Below are 19,291 nucleotides of genomic sequence, written 5' to 3'. Positions count from 1 at the left end.
TTTTTTCCTCAAATTGAGTTGTGGCGGCGGTATTTGCCATACTTTTATGTTTACCATGTAAACATTGGGTGCTAAAACTACCGTATTAGCAAAATATTGGCAAGCACCTCCGCCATTTAATCAGTCAAACAAGCGGGGTCAAAACAATAGCCCTCACCTATCCAATCGCAAACTTCAGCGGCCAGAGGATGGGCTATTTTACGGTAACTATTTATCAGCTCAGCCTTCTCTTCTGCAGTGATGCCGTCTAGGCCTTTTTCTTGAAAGAGTAATGCATCTCGCAATATTAACACCCTCAACTGCACCGGCAATCCAGCAATCGCAGCCTTAAACACCTCATCAGGATTGTAGCTGGCCCCGCTAGTATAGACGGCTCCCAGCGCTGGCAAGACTAACATGGATAAATGAAATTGATTCATGGGATTAGCGGCGTGACCGCGACACCACTGAGCCATCTCTGGCGACCGACCAGTAAACGGCGCCAAATGCAGAAAACGGCTGGTTTTACGGCCATCATTGACAGGATAGTTATCCCAAATCAGGGGTTTTCTACCCAGTAACTCTGCTGCGCGCTGGCAATCATCGCCAGTATAGCCGTCACTGATAACTTTATTACCCGTCCACAGCAGGTCAACATCCTGAGTAAGCCCGGCATTCAGATCACTAAAGTAATGGTCCGGGCACTTACCAAACAACTCTTCAAGTATCGGATCAAAACTGTAATAGCTTGGGCACATTGCCAGCTGAACACCGGGCAATTGCTGCTTAACATCGTTAACCACGGAAATTTGATTCTGCGCTAACTGCGGGTTTCCCGCCGGCAGGTCATCAAATAAAATCCATAAAATATCTGGATTAAGCTCTTGAATTTCCTTAACTTTACATTTCAATAACTGCTTTTCACTCGCGCCGTAACTTGCCTGCAAACCGACGGGAGACAAACCCAAACCCCAGTTTAAACCAGACGCATGGCAGCTTGCGCCAAGGGTCTCTAAATTAACTCTATGACTTGCCTCAAAAGGTTGCGACCAGTTATTCCTTAAGCTGGCGTCGCCCTTTGGCGCGTAGATGTAGCTGCTGTACCGCCATTTCGCAACTAGAGCCGGCAAGCTGAACCGCTGCGCCCAAGTCCACTGACGCCCATAAAACCCTTCGATAATCGATGTTGTAAAAGGTTTACTCACAGCACCTCCCTCACAATGGCTAACCGCGATAATAGCGCTGCCCCACAAAAGGTGAAGGCCTAAACATCACCGGCAATTGTTTGCCCCGCACACTGGCAAATAACGGCTGCTGTGCTTTAAGCGTCGCAGTCGACACATAGGCCATAACAATTGGCCGTCCAACACTGGGACCAAAACCGCCACTGCTCACCCGCCCGACAATATCACCACTGGCGGTGACAATATCGGCGCCTTCGCGCACCGGCGCCCTGCCCTCCACGTCAATCAGGACCCGTTTTTCTGCTACGCCGTCTTTTAACTCCTTAGCGATGACTTCTGCTCCAGGATAACCGCCGCTGCGCGCGCCATCCGGTCGCCGAGCTTTTGAAATAGACCACAGCAAATTAGCTCTAATAGGACTGATGGTGTCATTCATGTCGTGTCCGTAAAGACACAAGCCGGCCTCTAGCCGCAGTGAATCTCTTGCGCCCAGGCCAATAAATTCGACTTCGGATTGAGCCAGCAGAATGCGCGCTAGCGCGTCGGCCTTTTCCGGCGCCACAGAAATTTCAAATCCGTCTTCGCCAGTGTAGCCTGAGCAACTTAGCCAACACTCAATACCGTCAATCGCGCAGTGTGCAGTATCCATAAACACCATCGCCGCGGTCTCAGCCGCTAAGCGCGATAATACCTGGCGCGCCTTCGGTCCCTGCAATGCCAGCAAGCCCTGATCCTCGAGCATCTGCATGTTGACACTGGTCGGTAAATGTTTGCGCAGCCACTCAAAATCTTGATGTTTGCAGGCAGCATTCACAATTAAAAGAAAGTAATCGCCACAATTGGCAAACATCAAATCATCTAGAATGCCGCCCTGCTCATTCGTCAGCAGGCCATAGCGCTGCCGATTAAGGGGCAGACCCAAGACATCCTGCGGCATTAGTTTTTCTAATTCAGCAGCGACATTTTCGCCACTCACCCGAATTTGACCCATGTGGGACACGTCAAACAAACCCGCTGCAGCGCGCACATGCAAGTGTTCTTTAAGCACACCCAATGGGTATTGCACTGGCATATCGTAGCCCGCAAAGGGCACCATTTTTGCAGAAAGCTCGCGATGGAGCGCATTTAACGGGGTGATTAATAAATCTTCTGTGCTCAATGCACTATCTCCTAGGGCGTAAAGGACTGGTTATCCTAGCGTGGGATCATTTTGCTAATGGAAACAGACACTCAAAGTTTTGGGTGGTGTGGCGTAATACATCTTGGTAAGACAAGCCCTTTAACTCCGCAACACACTCGGCCACTTCAACGACATATTTAGGCTCATTTTTCTTGCCGCGGTAAGGCACCGGCGCAAGATACGGGGAGTCGGTCTCGACCAGTAAGCGCTCAATGGGAACACGACGAACTACTTCGCGAAGCTCGTTGGCATTTTTAAAGGTGATAATGCCGGAGAAGGAAATGTAGTAGCCCATTGCCATAGCGGCTTCCGCCATTTCCCAAGATTCAGTAAAGCAATGTAAAACACCACCTACTTGAGGGTCGCCATGCTCGGCAATAATCGCCAAGGTATCTTCACGGGCCTCGCGGGTATGAACTATCGTTGGCTTACCGCAGGCAGCCGACACCTGCAAATGCTGGGCAAAACTGCGCTGCTGATCGACTTTACGCTCACTGCTATAATAATAATCTAAGCCCGTTTCACCGATGGCAACGACCTTGGGGTGGTCTGCCAGCTCCGTCAGCGTCTGCAGTGAACAGATCTCATCGCTAATATCGAGGGGGTGCACCCCCACGGAGGCGTATATTTGCGGGAATCGTTCGGCGATCGCGACCACGGCAGGCGCATTACTTAAGTCGATACCAATACACAGCATTTTCGAGACGCCGCGCTCGGTTGCCGCCTGAATGGCTAAATCTAAGTCACCACCATAAGGTTTCAGATCAATGCGATCAAGATGACAATGGCTGTCTACAAGCATGGGGCTTCCGTTTTAAATTTAGTGATTTAAATACAGGTCTGAATCGGCCTGCGATGGTTTACATGGTGTGCGTGGGTTTATCTGACTCAAGAATACCAGCAAGATAGGACTCGATTTTTTTATTGGCAACGCCGTCACCACCAATAAATTGAACACCAATACCCGCCGCACGGTTGCTCTGCGCACCGCGGGGAGTTATCCATACGACTTTACCTGCAATCGGGAGTTTTTCTGGCTCGTCCATTAAAGTCAGCAGCATGAACACTTCATCACCCACTTGATAGGTCTTAGTAGTAGGCACAAACAAGCCGCCGTCGACTATAAATGGCATATACGCCGCATAAAGAACGGCCTTATCTCTAATAGTAAGAGACAAAATACCGTTACGTGCACCCTGCGCACCGCTCATATATTCCCCCCTTACTCACAACCATTTACTTATAGCCAATTTCATCTACGCTACCCAATATAGCAAGGCTATCTTATGATGCCGCATTACGCTGGCATAGCGCCACCCATTCAAGAAAGAGAGTTTCCAACACAAGGCGCTTATTTAATGCCACACCCCGGCTGAACCCTGATCGCAATTCTAATCCGCGCTGCAATGTTTGCATGACCAACGCAGGCGGCAGCGTCTTAAATCTCTGCCAACTTTCCGCCGATAAGGCATGAGAAGCCAGCTGATGACGTGATAAATCCATCAGTCGTCTACACCACCAGTCCAACACCTGCAGGGTATCTTTATCAAGGAACTCTTCAGCGACTTGCAGCGCTGTTTTCTGGCCTTCAAACAGTGCGGTCAGCGCCGAGTCGAAGCTTTGACGAACGGCCAAACCGTCATCATCAAAGGTTTGCCGCGCCGCTAAGGGGCGGCCGCCAACCTCTCTTAACAAGGTCTTACTTAGCTCGCCGTCGCCAACATAATCACGCAACCATGATTGTGCGAGCGCTGTATCTGGCACCCCAAAACGCAGCTGAACACAGCGCGATCTTATTGTTGGCAATAACTGACTACTACTGTGACTCACCAAGATTAAAATTGTGCCAGCATTGGGCTCTTCTAAGGTTTTCAACAGTGCATTGGCGGTATATACATTCATCGCCTCTGCGGGATGAATAACGACGATTTTTTTACCGTTATCGCGGTGCGCATGTTGTCCTGAAAAATGCAGCAAGCTGCGCACTTGATCTATCCCTATCTGACGCTTGCCTTCATCGGGACAAATCTCACGATAATCCGGATTACTGGCGTCTATTTGAAAATGGCAACTCCGGCAGTGACCACAGGCCGCCAATTGACCGGGAGATTCACACAGTAAATATCCCGCTAGGGCTTTGGCAAAGCGCAGCTTGCCTATCGAATCCGGCCCAACCAATAACAAGGCATGAGGTAGACGGTCAGATTCTATTAACTGCTGCAAATGCTGCCACTGGCTCATTTGCCAAGAATACGCAACCAGCGGCTCAGCCATGTCGACCGCCGCTGTACTCATTAATTTGGGAAATTAAAGCCTGCTCTATGTCGGTCTGAACGGTGTTTAAATCTGCACTCGCATCCACCACCACAAAGCGGCCAGGCTCTTGCTCGACACGGTCTAAATAAGCACCGCGGACCTTATCAAAAAAGGCCTGCTTTTCTTGTTCAAAACGATCAAGCGCACCCCGCGCTCCAGCCCGCGCCATACCGACATCAACCGGCGCATCTAGTAGCAGAGTGCAGTCGGGACGCATACCTCCCTGCACCAGATCTTGTAATTGACTGATAAGATCTACAGATATTCCTCGCCCGCCCCCCTGATAAGCAAAGGTAGCATCGGTAAAGCGATCACATAGCACCCAAATTCCTTGCTCTAAAGCCGGCTCTATCAGATTCTTTAAATGCTGAGCACGCGCTGCGAACACCAGTAACAATTCGGTGAGTTCGCACATCGCCTCTTCACGCGGCACCACCAACACATTGCGAATTTCTTCTGCTAAGGGCGTGCCGCCCGGCTCTCTACTAACAATGTGGGGAATATTAGCGTCATCAAGCAAAGTTTGAATAAAGGCAATATTAGTCGATTTACCGACGCCCTCGGTACCCTCAACCGTAATAAAACGGCCTCTTACTTGCTCACTCATTTATTTCTCCGAGGCAGGTGGCGCAGAGCGATAATCTGCTCGACGCTGACTAAGTTGATAGCGCTTTACCGCCGCCTCATGTTCTTTGAGAGTAACTGAAAAATAATGACTGCCATCGCCCTTCGCCACAAAGAAGATTGTTGAACCTTCGGCTGGGTGCAGGGCCGCGTGAATTGCCTCGCGTCCCGCCGAGGCAATTGGGCTTGGTGGCAGACCATCCTGACGGTAGGTATTATAAATATTGGACTCGTCGCGCAAGTGTGAACGCCGTAAATTACCGTCGTAAGCAGCGCCTAATCCATAAATCACGGTAGGGTCAGTTTGCAAGCGCATACCGAGTTTTAATCTGCGTACAAATACCCCTGCGATCTCAGCGCGCTCTTCCGGCACGCCGGTCTCCTTTTCAATAATGGAGGCCATGATCAATGCTTGATATGCATTTTCGTAGGGTAAGCCGACATCCCGAGCTTCCCATTCGTCCTTTAAAACACGCTGCATACGCTTATAAGCACGCAGCAAAATACTGCTCGGTAAATCATCACGATGATAATTGTAGGTATCCGGGAAGAACAGACCTTCTGGTAAAACCGAAAACGGCTCATCAATTTTAAGTGACCGCCATAAGCTAGCGTCGTTCTGCAGCGCCTCCTTCTCCAGCAAGGGTTGATTTGCCAAGTATGAGAGCACTTGATCCACAGTCCACCCTTCTAGCAGGGTTAGCTGATGACGAACAACATCGCCCTTGCGCAATAACTCTAAACTCTCTGCCAGCGACACTCCGTGTTCAAATAGATATTCGCCCGCTTTAATATGCGTGATAGTCGGATTTAGACGACCATACAGCTTGAGCACTTGCGGGTTTTCTATCCAGCCACGCTCCTTAAACTGGTTGACCATGGTAGAAAAGCCAGTACCTGGCGCTAAGACAAACACCACAGTTGGCTCAGCCAACGGAAGCTCGCGATCTAAATAATCATCGAGGTACCAGGTTCCAGCAAGGACCGTGATAATGATCGGAACAATTAACGCTAAAGCGGCCTTAAATAATTTAAACATAGAAATAGCTGTGGAACTCCCGCTGGAATAGGCGGCTTACCGGCCCAATCTGCTTATGCATGCACTCAACTTTACTAACCGGCCAAATTCCGAAAACACTATTACAAACAAACACCTCGTCGGCGCGCTGCAATAAGGAAACGCCAAACTCTTTAATATTAATGCTAATTCCTAATTGATTTGCACGCGCCAATACATGCTGACGCATAACACCGTCGACCCCACAGCGGCTCAAAGACGGCGTGAACAACTTGCCGTCAAGAACTAAAAAAACATTGCTGCGACTGCCCTCAATAATTAACCCGTCCTGCATCATCAAGCCTTCATGATAGCCGCGCCTATGGAGCTCTTCTGCTGCTAGCACTTGCTCTAAACGATTTAAATGCTTAATCCCCGCTAAACGCTTCTGAGCGGAAAGCTGGGTCTGGCAAAGCCCCAACGCTATACCGTCATCCCATGATTGACAACTTTGCGTGTAAGCAGACAGGCTGAGGATACGATCAGACTCTGCAGCATAAGGCGTATAACCGCGCGCAACAGCCCCGCGTGTGAGCACTACCTTCAAAACAGCCGCACTAGTATTTAGATCAGCTAATAGCAGCGAACAGTCTCGCCTTATTTGTGAAATGTCGCAGGATATATTTAGCTGTCCGGCTCCGCTGGCAAGCCTAGCAAGGTGGTCATCTAGCCATAATGGCTGGCAAGCACGAACAAGAATCGTCTCAAATACACCATCACCATACGCTAAACCGCGATTACTGGCTGAAACCAGATCGCAAAACTGACCATTTACTAAGCTTAGAACTGCATTATTTGCCATTAATTTTGCAAATTGCCGAACAGTAGGCTGCCATTAGTACCACCAAAACCGAAGGAATTGGACAGCACACAAGCAATCTTTCGGGGCTGAGAAATATTGGCGACGTAATTGAGGTTACAGCCCTCATCAGGCTCTTCTAGATTTATGGTGGGGGGAGCCACTTGATCACGAAGCGCCAAGATCGAGAATATCGCCTCGACGGCGCCGGCGGCGCCCAGCAAATGTCCGACCATAGACTTGGTAGAACTTACGGCCACTTTAGCGGCCGCCGAACCCAGCAATTGCTCGATCGCTTTGCTTTCAGCAACATCACCCGCCTGCGTTGACGTGCCATGGGCATTAATATAATCGATCTGATCTGCGTTTAAAGCGGCGTCATTGAGCGCACTTTGCATAGCAGCCTGCGCACCGCGCCCGTCTTCAGGCGGCGACGTCATATGAAAAGCATCACAACTCATACCGAAACCGAGTAATTCAGCATGAATATGAGCGCCACGGCGCTTGGCGAATTCGTACTCTTCCAACATCAGCATGCCGGCGCCATCGCCCAAGACAAAGCCGTCACGCTGCCTGTCCCAGGGGCGACTCGCTCCTTGCGGATCATCATTGCGCGTGGACATCGCCCGTGCTGCGGCAAAACCACCGATACCAACTGGAGTGGTAGCCATTTCGGCACCGCCCGCCAACATAGCGTCAGCATCGCCGTAGGCAATCATTCTCGCGGCCATACCAATGTTGTGGGTGCCGGTGGTACACGCGGTGCTTATCGCAATACTGGGGCCTTGCAGATTATGTTTAATGGCCAGAACACCGGCCACCATATTAATAATGGCGCCGGGCACAGTAAACGGCGATAACTTGCGCGGGCCACTTTTATCAATGACTACTCGGCTATGTTCAATTAAGCCAATGCCGCCAATACCTGAACCTATCGCGGTGCCAATTCGGTGGGCATTCGCGTCTGTCACTTCTATGCCAGAATCAGCTAGAGCTTGCTCTGCCGCCGCAACGCCATAATGTATAAAAGGATCGAAGCGCTTGGCTTCTTTGGCCGCCATATAATCAGCAATATCAAAGTTCTTGATAGCGCCACCAATACGCGTGGCAAACTGCGATACATCAAAGCGGTCTATGGTTGTAATACCACTTTTACCCGCCAAAATATTTCGCCAGGTCTCTGCCACCGAATTCCCTAGCGGACTGATGATACCCATGCCGGTGACGACGACTCTTCTTTTAGACATAAACCCCTCCCGATCTCCTTTCATGCGCCATACACGTAATGTTCATACTACGGATGGCACATTCAGGCATAAAAAAAGCCGCACTACATTACGTAGAAACGGCTTTTTAAACGGCTAGGCCGTTAGTTCACTGCTTACTGTAGGTTTTCTTTGATGTAATCAATAGCTAAACGCACAGTAGTGATTTTTTCAGCTTCTTCATCAGGAATCTCAGTTTCAAATTCCTCTTCAAGTGCCATTACCAGTTCAACAGTATCCAAAGAATCCGCGCCCAGGTCTTCTACGAATGATGCAGACTCTGACACATCTTCTTCTTTAACACCAAGTTGCTCTGCAACAATCTTTTTGACGCGCTCTTCAATGCTACTCATGGTCGTTGGTGACTCCTAATTAAAATTAAAATTTTGGGCCTGCTTTATATTTTGCCAAGGGACAAAACCCTGTACAAAAGCGCAGCCGCCGAAACCGTGTTTCATACTGCCAGCACTTATGCGCACATTCTACCGCGACTGACACCGCTTGTGCATAGAAAAATATGAAAAATTCATGTTTGAGAAGAGTAATCCCTTCTTAAACATATGTTTACGCCATATACATGCCGCCGTTAACATGAATGGTTTCGCCAGTAACGTAGGCTGCAGCGTCGCTAACTAAGAATGCAACAACCGCGGCAATTTCTTCTGGACTGCCAAGGCGCTGCAATGGAATCTGTGCTTTTAACGCATTGCGCTGCTCATCACCCAATTTCTTGGTCATATCGGTATCAATAAAACCGGGCGCGACACCATTAACGGTGATTGACCTTGATCCGATTTCACGTGCCAAGGCTCGCGTGAATCCATCCATACCCGCCTTTGAGGCAGCGTAGTTAGTTTGCCCCGCATTCCCCATCGCTCCGACGACAGAGCTGACGTTAACGATACGACCCCAGCGCGCCTTTGTCATACCACGCAAGCACGCTTTACTTAAGCGATAGAGCGAGTTCAGATTGGTATCGATAACGTCATACCACTCCTCCTCTTTCATGCGCAGCATAATATTATCTTTGGTAATACCGGCGTTGTTAATCAATACCGACGGCGCACCAAACTGTTCATTAATAGATTTAACCACAACATCTACTGAGGCGGTATCTGACACATTGAGCATCATACCGACACCCTCGATACCTGCTTCACTGAAATGTGCAGTGATGGCATCCGCACCCGCTTGCGATGTCGCCGTACCAACAACCAGATAACCCAATTCGCCAACGGCTATAGCGATGGCCTGCCCTATCCCGCGGCTAGCGCCAGTAACTAATGCAACTTTTGCAGTCATAATGAAACTCCTTATTAATCTACTTCGCCAAAAAAATTAGCGTATGGAATCCAAGGCCGCGACTAAACTCGCCGGCGATTCAATATTGAGGCCATTTAATGATTTATTAATGCGCTTATTCAAGCCGCTAAGAACTTTTCCTGGGCCGCACTCAATCGTGGTGTTAATCCCTGCCGAAACCATGGTCTCAACGCAATCTACCCATTTAACCGCACTGTAAATCTGCTCAACCAACAGCGCTTTAATTGCTGCAGGATCTGATTCTGTTTTGCCGTGGACATTGTGAACCACCGGAATACTTGGTTGCTGCACAGTAATATCAGCCAATGCCAAAGCTAATTTCTCGCCTGCTGGACGCATCAATGAGGTATGGAAAGGTGCGCTCACGGGTAAGGACATGGCGCGTTTCGCCCCCGCCGCTTTTAATAGTTCAATGGCCTTATCCACGGCGGCAACTTGACCAGCAATAACAACCTGCCCAGGCGAGTTAAAATTTACCGCCTCTACCACGCCAGAGCCTGCCGCCGCCTCCGCACATATCTGCACAATTTGCGCGTCATCCAAACCCAGTATCGCAGCCATCGCACCTTCACCAACAGGCACCGCTGTTTGCATATATTGGCCGCGCGAGCGCACTAAACGCACTGCATCAGCAAATTCGATAGCGCCGGCGCACACTAAGGCTGAAAACTCACCCAGGCTGTGACCCGCTAATAGTGATGGCCTTAAACCACCCTGCTCACACCATAAACGCCAGACCGCCACACTTGCAGTCAATAATACGGGCTGTGTTGTCTCAGTAAGATTAAGCTGAGATTGCTCACCATTCTGCACCAAATCCCACATATCATAACCAAGGGCGTCAGATGCTTCGGCGAATGTGTTTTTAACAATACTAAATGATTCGCCAAGTTCGGCCAGCATACCGACTTTCTGAGAACCCTGGCCGGGGAAAACCAGTGCAAGTTGCTGAGTATCCATTAGCTATTCCTTTATTAATATCGAGTTTTTATGATTCAGTAGTATTTATTTGAGCTGCAATTAATTGTGTTAACTCACTGCGAACAGCTCTTGCGGCTTGATGAATTGCCGACTCAAAACTCTCCACACCAGAGCCGCCATGACTTTTAATAACAACGCCATTCAACCCTAACAAGACCGCGCCGTTATAACGCTCCGGGTTTATATCTTGCTGAAAGCCACTTAACACGGGTTTCACCAGCAGCCCTGCCAATTTGCCATATAGGCTTTGTTTGAATTTGGTTTTTAGCTGATCGCGAATGAAATTAGCCGTACCTTCACAGACCTTAAGCGCCACGTTACCGACAAAGCCATCACAAACCATGACATCAATCTGGTCTGAAAAAATATCGTTGCCCTCGGCGAAACCAACATAATTCAACCGTGAATCAGCAGAAATCAGCTCGGCGGCTTCTTTAACAACCGACGTACCCTTCAACAATTCAGCACCGACGTTTAACAACGCCAAGCGCGGCGTTTCAAGACCGTCTAAGGCCTTAGATAAAGCCGACCCCATAAGCGCAAATTGATAAAGCTGTTCGGCGTCGCAAGTAATATTAGCGCCGAGATCCAACATAAAGGTATAACCATTACGAGCGGGGACCGGAGCACAAATAGCTGGGCGACGAACACCCGGTAGGCGTTTTAATATAATACAGCTCATTGCGACTAGAGCGCCGGTATTGCCAGCACTCACCACAGCCGCAACGTCACCGTCACGCAATAGCTCAAGGGCGCGGTACATCGAGGAGTTTTTCTTGTATCTAAGAGTTTTAGACGGAATATCGTCCATTGCCACAACGTCGGGGCTATGACAAATTTGGAGACGAGTAGCGTCGTAGGTTTTTTCGGCGAGCGCAAGACGAATGGCAGGCTCATCACCAACCAAAGATATATGAAGAGCTGAATTCTGGTTCAGCGCATTTAAAGAGGCAGAAATAGATGAGCGAAGACCGAGGTCTCCGCTCATTGCATCAACGGCTAATCGCAGCGATGCCACGCAAATACTTAGTCGTCTTTACCGGCAACAACTTTGCGACCGCGAAAAAAACCATCCGCAGTAACATTGTGGCGCAGGTGCTTCTCGCCGCTAGTTTGATCAACAGATAGCGTTGCGCCAGTCAATGAATCATGTGAACGACGCTGACCGCGACGTGAACGGGTGACTTTACTTTTTTGAACAGCCATGGCCTAAAAATTCCTCGTACTTAAGATTAATCGCGGGGCTTTAATTGCCCCAAAATAGCAAACGGCTTACCACCTTCCTCTACGTCGCGAACGACCTCAACCTGCTCCGGCTCAGGTACAAAATCACGACACTCTTCGCTGTGAAAACTGACGAAGGGAGTATTTATGATTAGCTCTTCTTGCAACAAATCAGCAAGCACTAGACTCTCCTCCTCCAAGATCAAAGGGTCTAATGATTTTGGCAACGCCTTGGCCTGCTCATCCGTCCACACGATAGCTAAATTAAATTCAGCTTCAATGCATATAGGCATCGGGTTTAAACAGCGCTGACAAAGAACTTCAACCTGCGCAGCCGCGTTACCTTGTATACACTTAAACCCCTGCTCATCTCGAAAAAAACGCAGATCTACGTCTACCGAGCCGCGGCTATTGGCGAGGCCGGCAACGAAACGATCGAGTCCCTCAACTTGTCGATAGGCATGAATTTCCATACCTGAAACAACAAATTTACGAGCATCTACAAACTTGGGCAGGGGCTGTCTTTGCATAGGCGCGCAATCATAGGGACTTAGCAGACTATTGTCAAAGCAAAAACACCCGTATTATTGGGGGCTTAGGGACAAAAAGCACTACACCTTGTGTTTGCCGCAAAATACTACGGGCAACATGGTGAGAAACGGCAACACCGCGTAAAACCAATTCAAAACATGCAAGCCAGTAATGCAGGAACTGTGAAAATGCCGCCCAGCGACCAATTAACTAACACCCTGATATTAGCATCAAGCTCCAAATACCGATTAAAGCTACTTAATCAGATCGGCTTGCATCCGCTTTGTATAGCGCCAGACATTGATGAAACACCAAATCCACTCGAACACGCCGAGGCACTGGCAAGCCGATTGAGCGCGGGAAAAGCCCGCGCAGTAGCTAAAGATCACCATAATGCGATTATTATCGCCGGTGACCAAGTGTGTGACTTCGACGGCGCCATCCTTGGCAAACCAGGCGATGCGGAAACGGCAAAGCAACAATTAACACTGTGCTCCGGCCGGGAAGTGATCTTTCATACCGGGCTATGTGTATTGAACACCAGAAATAATAAACTGCAAATCTACACAGAGCGCGTGCTAGTAGAATTTCGCGCACTGAGCTCTCAAGAAATCGACACCTATATAGTGAAGGAGCCAGCATTTGACTGCGCAGGCAGTTTTAAAATGGAAGGCTTGGGCATCAGCCTTTTTAAACGTATACGCAGCGAAGACCCAAATTCACTTATTGGCCTACCTTTGATAAAGCTCTGTGAGTTTTTGCGCAACGAGGGCCTATCAGTAATCTAGCCATAGGACCTTTACCGCTACCGTTGATGCCCCTCAAGTACGGACAGCAACATCGAAAACTCATCCACTACCGACAGCGGTTTCCAGCGCATCAATCGCTCCACGCTGTGGACACCATAAGAAACACCAATGCGAGGCATGGCGATTCGACTCGCCATCTCTAAGTCGTACTCAGTATCCCCCACCATGACCGCATCAATGGGATTTATCCCGCGCTCGCCGCATAGCTGTTGAAGCATCAGCGGATCTGGCTTCGAGGCGGTTTCGTCCGCGCAACGGCTCCCGCTGAACAGTGCGCTGATTCCCAGCCCCGCAAACACCCTATCCAATCCCCTGCGACTTTTACCGGTTGCCACGCACAAATCATGCCCCGCACCCTTCAGCGTATGAAGTGTTGACTCTACCCCTGGAAACAATTGGCATGGCTGCTTATCTGCCTCTATGAAGCACTGAACGTAGCACGCCCGCACCCCCTCAACCGCCACTTTATTAAGCTCTGGGTACAAATACGCAATCGCCAGACTCAACTCGAGACCAATGATATTGCGGATCTCCTCAGAATCGCGTGACGCGACACCAAAATCCCTCGCTCCCTGCTGCATACAGAAAACAATCTTATCGCTGGAGTCTAAAATAGTGCCATCCCAATCAAAAATTATAAGCATTACAATTCACTACCAGCAACATCTAACATACTTTCTAGCTCTTTTGGCAATGGTGCCGTCACATTAATACGCCGGCCATCCAGCATAAAAGACAGGGAGTGCGCATGGAGAAAAAGCCGTTTTAAGCCCAACCTCTTGAAATTAGCGTTTGCCTCATCATCACCGTACTTTTCGTCACCGAGTATTGGGTAACCCGCATATTGACAGTGGACCCTAATCTGGTGAGTTCTGCCTGAGACCGGCCGAGCCTCAATTAAACTTGCACCGGCCACCCGCTTTATCAACGTGAATTCGGTAAGCGACTTTTTCCCCTCCAGCTCGACACGCACCATTCTCTCACCGGAATTGAGGACATTTTTTTGCAGTGGCGCATTCACTTGCTGCTTTCTCACCGGCCACTTACCGCCAACCAAGGCTAAATAACGTTTATCGACACCCTTACGCGCCTTCAGTAGCTCATGGAGCTGCTTTAACACGCTGCGCTTTTTGGCCACCATCACGCAGCCAGAGGTATCGCGATCCAGGCGATGAACCAATTCCAACCTTCGCTGCTCAGGATACATTTGCCGCAGGGCTTCAATTAAACCAAGGGAGATACCGCTACCACCGTGAACCGCCAAACCAGATGGCTTGTTAATGATTAATAAGCCGTCATCCTCATAAAGAATTGCGGATCGCAAACTCGAATCCAAGCCACCGGGAACTACCACCCCCTCCCGGACGGCCACTCTTACCGGCGGAACACGCACCACATCGCCGAATGCCAATTTTTGATCAGGCTTAACTCTAGACTTGTTGAGCCTGACCTCACCACGACGCAAAAGGTTATAAATCCGCGACTTAGGGACACCTTTTAACTCGCGCATTAAAAAATTATCGATTCGCTGCCCGGCATAATCAGCTTCGACAGTCACCAAGCGCACCGTTGGGTTGATGACAGTTTCTGAACTCACTTACACTCCCGTAACTCATTGAGTTAGTTATTGAATACTGGTATGATCGCCCGGTAGTTACCGGGTCCGGTTCCCGCCACAGCATGGCTGTGACGTGAGGGAAGACCGCTGGCCATCTACTAAGGTAAAGACTGCGGATTTCACGCATAGCCTTATTTCCATCAGTGAACAGCAGTGTACCGGCGGCATTCTAACGCAGTGTCGGTATATTAATTAACAGTACTGCCGATATTTGTTTAAACCACGGCTGTGAAAGAACTCTGAGAAAGCGACGTAAAGAACGTTACCAATACTGGCGCAGTAAATACGCGCCCAACAGTAATAGATGAAAGACGCCCAGCGCGGGGCTGTAAAAACACCAACCCCAGCGAACTGGAACATAAAGGCCAGGTTACAGGCCACACTGATGTATCCGTGCAGCGCAGCATAAAATACTGCTAAGCCCACAAGGTACTGCAGCGTACATCAGACCGCTTAAAGATGCTCGATCGCACGAGTGGCGCGACAAATCCCGGCTTTTGGGACTTTTAGCTCATGAAAAGAATGCTTATTAACGCGACTCAACCAGAAGAGTTGCGCGTTGCCCTCGTTGACGGCCAACGCTTATTTGATCTGGACATAGAAAATCGTACACGCGTGCAGAAGAAAGCCAATGTCTATAAGGGCACAATTACCCGTGTAGAACCTAGCTTAGAGGCCGCCTTCGTTGATTTTGGCGCTGAGCGTCACGGCTTCCTCCCCCTCAAAGAAATTTCTAAAGAATACTTTTATCGCAATCCTTCCGATGTCAGCGGCGGCCGTGCCAAGATCAAAGATCTTGTCAAAGAAGGCACTCAAGTCATTGTCCAGGTCGAAAAAGAAGAGCGTGGCAATAAAGGCGCGGCATTAACAACCTTTATCAGTCTTGCAGGCCGATACATGGTGCTAATGCCAAACAATCCGCGTGCGGGTGGCATCTCTCGTCGCATCGAAGGTGACGAACGCACCGAATTACGTGATGCCTTAAGCTCAATAAACATACCCGACACTATGGGCGTGATTGTTCGCACCGCGGGTGTTGGCCGCAGCTCAGAAGAGCTACAGTGGGATCTAGACTACCTTCTGCATCTCTGGTCTGCCATCAAACAAGCCTCTGAAGAGCGCAAAGCACCGATCCTGATCTTGCAGGAAAGTAACGTCATTATCCGCGCTATTCGTGACTATTTACGCGATGATATCGACCAAGTTCTCATTGATGAGGAAGAATCCTACAACGAAGCTATGCACTTTGTTGAACAGGTTATGCCGCACTTTAAAAACAAGATTCGACTGTATAAAGATCAAGTCCCCCTCTTTAATCGCTACCAAATTGAAAGCCAGATCGAATCCGCCTTCCAGCGCGAAGTGCAATTGCCCTCGGGCGGTTCAATCGTTATCGATCCGACTGAAGCATTGGTTTCTATCGACATTAACTCTGCCCGCGCAACCAAAGGCGGCGATATAGAAGAAACCGCTCTGCAGACCAATCTCGAAGCCGCTGACGAAATCGCTCGCCAGCTGCGTCTGCGCGACATCGGCGGCCTGATTGTTGTCGACTTTATTGACATGCTGGCGGCAAAAAACCAGCGTGAAGTAGAAAATCGCGTACGTGATGCCATGGAGCCAGACCGGGCCCGCATCCAAATTGGCCGCATCTCGCGCTTTGGTTTGCTAGAAATGTCACGCCAACGTTTGCGCCCATCCCTTGGCGAAACCAGCGCCAAGGTCTGCCCGCGCTGCAGCGGTCAAGGTACTATCCGCGACACTAACTCACTCGCCCTCTCCATTTTGCGTCTGGTTGAAGAAGAAGCAAACAAAGAGAAGAGCGCTGAAATTCGGGTAATCGTGCCGGTAAATGTCGCCTCTTATCTATTAAACGAGAAGCGCACCGCGATTTATGACGTTGAACAACGTAGCGGCGTGCGTGTTGTCGTTATTCCAACGCCAGCACTAGACACCCCACACTTTGAAGTTATGCGCTTACGTGAAAGCGATATTGGCGACGAGAGTGAAATCAGCTATAAAATAGTTGCTGATCTTGAAGCTCAGGCTGAAGCGCTGGACGAAGTTGCTACCAGTAACCCGGTACCCGCCGCAGTCGTTCGCACCCTCGCACCTAAGGCTCCGGTTGCCGCCGAAACCAGCACTGTAAAAGTAGAGGCTAAAGCCAAGGCAGTTGAAAGCGGCGAGAGCTTCTTCAGCAAATTGAGCAAGGCTTTTAGCAACCTATTTAAGACCACGGAACCAGAGCCAGAACCAGAGCCAACTCCAGCACCCCGGCCGCGTAGCAACAATACTCGCAATAGCAATAATCGCTCGGGGAATCGCAATAACAACCGTGGCGGCAGAAACCGTCGCAACCCAGATCAACGCGCACCACGTGACGACGATCGCGTCACAGACAACCGTGCTAGCAAATCAGACGTCACAGCGAAACCAGCAGCTGAAGCGGAAGTTAAAGTTGAAACGACTACAGCTAGCTCGGAGCAGGACGCCAACAGCGAAAACAGCAATAGACCGAAACGTCGCCCAGGCAACCGTAAACCGCGCAACTCTCAAGAGCGAAAACGCACTCCCGTGCCGGTTACTGAAGAAGATACCACTACCGCAGAAGCAAGCAATTCTGATGAGCAGGCAGCTAGCAATGAAGCCGAAGCACCGGTAAAAGCCGAGCAAGGAAATAACAGACCTTCTCGCTCAGCCAACCGCAACCGGGATCGCGACAACAGCGAAACAACGGCTGGCAATGCAGAGCCGAAACAAGTCGCCGAAGACACATCTGAAGCCAGCACACCAGCACCTGAAAACAAGGCCCCAGAAGTAACGGCAGAAATAAAAACGCCGCAGCCTGAGCTAACTGCGGCCTCGCCAGCAGAAACGTTAGCGTCGCCAGCCGAGGCCGAAATAAGCCCAGCCAGCGAAACCGCCAATGTCGAGAAAGTAGCAATCCCAGAAGAAGCCACTGCGCCCATCGAAACTACTGACGATAGCGCAGCTAAACCCGCTGCAGCGGAGGAGCAAGCCCCAAAGCTAGCAGAAATAGCCCCCGCAGCTATTGAAGCGGAAGTAAAAGATGCCGCAAGCGAAGCGACCGATACACCCGCAGCAGTAAAGCCTGCACCTGCGAAAGCAGCTGAGGCAGTTGCAGCCCCCACTGTCGAGCAAGCAAAGCCGCTCGGACGTGCAGCAAATGATCCACGCACAGCACCGCAGCCCGTTAAAAGCGTGCAGATCAACACTGCCAACCCAATGCCACCGGCATTAGACGCCAGCGTTGTCGCCCAGCCGGATCCAAACCGTCCGTCGGTGGCACGAGCAGCGAATGATCCGCGTAGTTAGATGAAAACGTTTGCCCTCAAGTAAATCAAAGCCCAGCTAAAAACTGGGCCTTGACTGCTTAAAAATTATTCAATTAAGCCCACATCAATCTGATTTATAAGTCTTTTTTATATTACTGCTTGTTTCACAACTCAAGCTATGTATAATCCTCGCTTCCGCGGAGGGGTGGCAGAGTGGTCGATTGCACCGGTCTTGAAAACCGGCGTCGGTTTATCCCGACCCAGGGTTCGAATCCCTGCCCCTCCGCCATTTTTCAATCCCCTTCGAAACCATCGAATCTTCCTTTGCAAGTCACTTCACACCCAGTATGATAAGGGTTGATTACGTCACCTTTTTTACATCATCTTTGTTTGGCAATTAACGGAGTAAGACATGCAAGATAAATCGGTCTTTCAGGCACACGCACAGCCGTTGGCCGCCTTGGAAACTAGCAAGGTCCTTCGCAACACTTATATGCTTTTGGGTATGACCCTAGTGACTAGCGCAATGTGTGCTGGGCTAGCTATGGCAATGAATATCGGCCACGGCACTGGGCTTGTTCTTATGATCCTCGGCTTTGTAATGCTGTTTGTGGTGAATAAAACGGCAGACTCAAGTAAAGGCATTGTGGCGATATTCGTCTTTACAGGCCTTTTAGGCGCGGCTTTAGGGCCCATGCTTAAAATGTATCTCTCTCTGCCAAATGGTGGCGAGTTAGTGATGCAGGCCCTTGGTGGCACGGCTTTGGTATTCTTTGGCTTATCGGCTTACGTACTGACAACCCGTAAAGACTTCTCATTTCTGGGTGGTTTTTTGATGATTGGCCTACTGGTCATTGTCGTCGCAAGCATCGCCAATTTATTCTTTCAAGTACCAGCAGCCTCACTAGCGATATCAGCGGCAGCGGTATTCATTATGTCTGGACTGATCTTATTTGATACTAGCCGTATTATTCATGGCGGCGAGACAAATTATATTCGCGCCACAGTGTCCCTATATCTAGATATATATAATTTGTTCGTTCATCTACTGCATTTATTAGGTATTTTTAGTGGTGACGACTAATCACCAGCTTAAAAACAGCAA

The 19,291-nt window shown here is 49.6% G+C and carries 20 protein-coding genes and 1 tRNA gene; 4 read left to right on the top strand and 17 right to left on the bottom strand.

The window, feature by feature from the left end:
* Positions 1-116: 116 nt before the first annotated feature.
* The 15 genes from ACI955_RS03900 to ACI955_RS03830 all read right to left on the bottom strand — a co-directional run bounded on the left by ACI955_RS03900 (position 117) and on the right by ACI955_RS03830 (position 12,462).
* A complete protein-coding gene (locus tag ACI955_RS03900) occupies positions 117-1,184 on the bottom strand; it encodes a beta-N-acetylglucosaminidase domain-containing protein (protein ID WP_415242425.1) in 1,068 nt (355 codons plus the stop codon).
* A 19-nt stretch (positions 1,185-1,203) separates the two neighbouring features.
* On the bottom strand, positions 1,204-2,322 hold the full coding sequence (gene gcvT / locus ACI955_RS03895) for a glycine cleavage system aminomethyltransferase GcvT (protein WP_415242424.1): 1,119 nt from the start codon (positions 2,320-2,322) through the stop codon (positions 1,204-1,206).
* A gap of 46 nt (positions 2,323-2,368) precedes the next feature.
* Entirely contained in the window at positions 2,369-3,145 is a 777-nt protein-coding gene (locus ACI955_RS03890) for a TatD family hydrolase (RefSeq protein ID WP_415242423.1), read from the bottom strand.
* Positions 3,146-3,203: 58 nt separating this feature from the next.
* The gene (locus ACI955_RS03885; protein WP_415242422.1) at positions 3,204-3,554 is read right to left on the bottom strand and encodes a PilZ domain-containing protein; all 351 of its coding nucleotides are present in this window, start codon (positions 3,552-3,554) and stop codon (positions 3,204-3,206) included.
* A gap of 73 nt (positions 3,555-3,627) precedes the next feature.
* Positions 3,628-4,617: a DNA polymerase III subunit delta' gene (locus ACI955_RS03880; RefSeq protein WP_415242421.1), complete on the bottom strand. Its 990-nt coding sequence runs from the start codon at positions 4,615-4,617 to the stop codon at positions 3,628-3,630.
* Positions 4,610-5,266, bottom strand: a complete 657-nt coding sequence (gene tmk, locus ACI955_RS03875) for a dTMP kinase (RefSeq protein ID WP_415242420.1) — start codon at positions 5,264-5,266, stop codon at positions 4,610-4,612. Before tmk ends, ACI955_RS03880 begins: the two co-directional genes overlap by 8 nt.
* Positions 5,267-6,322, bottom strand: a complete 1,056-nt coding sequence (gene mltG, locus ACI955_RS03870; protein WP_415242419.1) for an endolytic transglycosylase MltG — start codon at positions 6,320-6,322, stop codon at positions 5,267-5,269.
* A complete protein-coding gene (gene pabC, locus ACI955_RS03865) occupies positions 6,315-7,142 on the bottom strand; it encodes an aminodeoxychorismate lyase (RefSeq protein ID WP_415242418.1) in 828 nt (275 codons plus the stop codon). Before pabC ends, mltG begins: the two co-directional genes overlap by 8 nt.
* Positions 7,142-8,386, bottom strand: a complete 1,245-nt coding sequence (fabF, locus tag ACI955_RS03860) for a beta-ketoacyl-ACP synthase II (RefSeq protein WP_415242417.1) — start codon at positions 8,384-8,386, stop codon at positions 7,142-7,144. The genes pabC and fabF overlap by 1 nt, the downstream gene beginning before the upstream one ends.
* 134 nt (positions 8,387-8,520) lie before the next feature.
* Positions 8,521-8,757 carry an acyl carrier protein gene (gene acpP, locus ACI955_RS03855; protein ID WP_103684682.1) on the bottom strand — a complete coding sequence of 79 codons (237 nt, stop codon included), beginning with the start codon at positions 8,755-8,757 and terminating at the stop codon, positions 8,521-8,523.
* A 211-nt stretch (positions 8,758-8,968) separates the two neighbouring features.
* On the bottom strand, positions 8,969-9,706 hold the full coding sequence (gene fabG / locus ACI955_RS03850; protein WP_415242416.1) for a 3-oxoacyl-ACP reductase FabG: 738 nt from the start codon (positions 9,704-9,706) through the stop codon (positions 8,969-8,971).
* A 36-nt stretch (positions 9,707-9,742) separates the two neighbouring features.
* Positions 9,743-10,687, bottom strand: coding sequence for an ACP S-malonyltransferase (gene fabD, locus ACI955_RS03845; protein ID WP_415242415.1), 945 nt, complete (start codon positions 10,685-10,687; stop codon positions 9,743-9,745).
* Positions 10,688-10,715: 28 nt separating this feature from the next.
* A complete protein-coding gene (gene plsX / locus ACI955_RS03840; protein ID WP_415242414.1) occupies positions 10,716-11,726 on the bottom strand; it encodes a phosphate acyltransferase PlsX in 1,011 nt (336 codons plus the stop codon).
* A gap of 8 nt (positions 11,727-11,734) precedes the next feature.
* On the bottom strand, positions 11,735-11,914 hold the full coding sequence (gene rpmF / locus ACI955_RS03835) for a 50S ribosomal protein L32 (RefSeq protein ID WP_368375934.1): 180 nt from the start codon (positions 11,912-11,914) through the stop codon (positions 11,735-11,737).
* A 26-nt stretch (positions 11,915-11,940) separates the two neighbouring features.
* The gene (locus ACI955_RS03830; RefSeq protein WP_415242413.1) at positions 11,941-12,462 is read right to left on the bottom strand and encodes a YceD family protein; all 522 of its coding nucleotides are present in this window, start codon (positions 12,460-12,462) and stop codon (positions 11,941-11,943) included.
* A 189-nt stretch (positions 12,463-12,651) separates the two neighbouring features.
* Between ACI955_RS03830 and ACI955_RS03825 the strand changes: the two genes are divergently transcribed.
* Positions 12,652-13,251, top strand: a complete 600-nt coding sequence (locus tag ACI955_RS03825) for a Maf family protein (RefSeq protein WP_415242412.1) — start codon at positions 12,652-12,654, stop codon at positions 13,249-13,251.
* A 17-nt stretch (positions 13,252-13,268) separates the two neighbouring features.
* On the opposite strand, the gene ACI955_RS03820 is transcribed toward ACI955_RS03825, so the two are convergent.
* Together ACI955_RS03820 and rluC are read right to left on the bottom strand one after the other, a co-directional pair.
* The gene (locus ACI955_RS03820) at positions 13,269-13,916 is read right to left on the bottom strand and encodes an HAD-IA family hydrolase (protein ID WP_415242411.1); all 648 of its coding nucleotides are present in this window, start codon (positions 13,914-13,916) and stop codon (positions 13,269-13,271) included.
* Entirely contained in the window at positions 13,916-14,869 is a 954-nt protein-coding gene (gene rluC / locus ACI955_RS03815; protein WP_415242410.1) for a 23S rRNA pseudouridine(955/2504/2580) synthase RluC, read from the bottom strand. Before rluC ends, ACI955_RS03820 begins: the two co-directional genes overlap by 1 nt.
* 534 nt (positions 14,870-15,403) lie before the next feature.
* Here rluC and rne point away from each other — a divergent pair.
* The 3 genes from rne to ACI955_RS03800 all read left to right on the top strand — a co-directional run bounded on the left by rne (position 15,404) and on the right by ACI955_RS03800 (position 19,270).
* A complete protein-coding gene (gene rne, locus ACI955_RS03810; RefSeq protein ID WP_415242409.1) occupies positions 15,404-18,226 on the top strand; it encodes a ribonuclease E in 2,823 nt (940 codons plus the stop codon).
* Positions 18,227-18,385: 159 nt separating this feature from the next.
* Positions 18,386-18,475: transfer RNA gene (locus tag ACI955_RS03805), tRNA-Ser, on the top strand.
* A 123-nt stretch (positions 18,476-18,598) separates the two neighbouring features.
* Positions 18,599-19,270 (top strand): Bax inhibitor-1/YccA family protein, encoded by a 672-nt coding sequence (locus ACI955_RS03800; RefSeq protein ID WP_415242408.1) that lies wholly within the window; start codon positions 18,599-18,601, stop codon positions 19,268-19,270.
* Positions 19,271-19,291: the final 21 nt, after the last annotated feature.

Source organism: Zhongshania sp. (assembly GCF_047636175.1).
GTDB lineage: Bacteria > Pseudomonadota > Gammaproteobacteria > Pseudomonadales > Spongiibacteraceae > Spongiibacter.
This window is presented reverse-complemented; position numbering and strand designations above follow the sequence as displayed.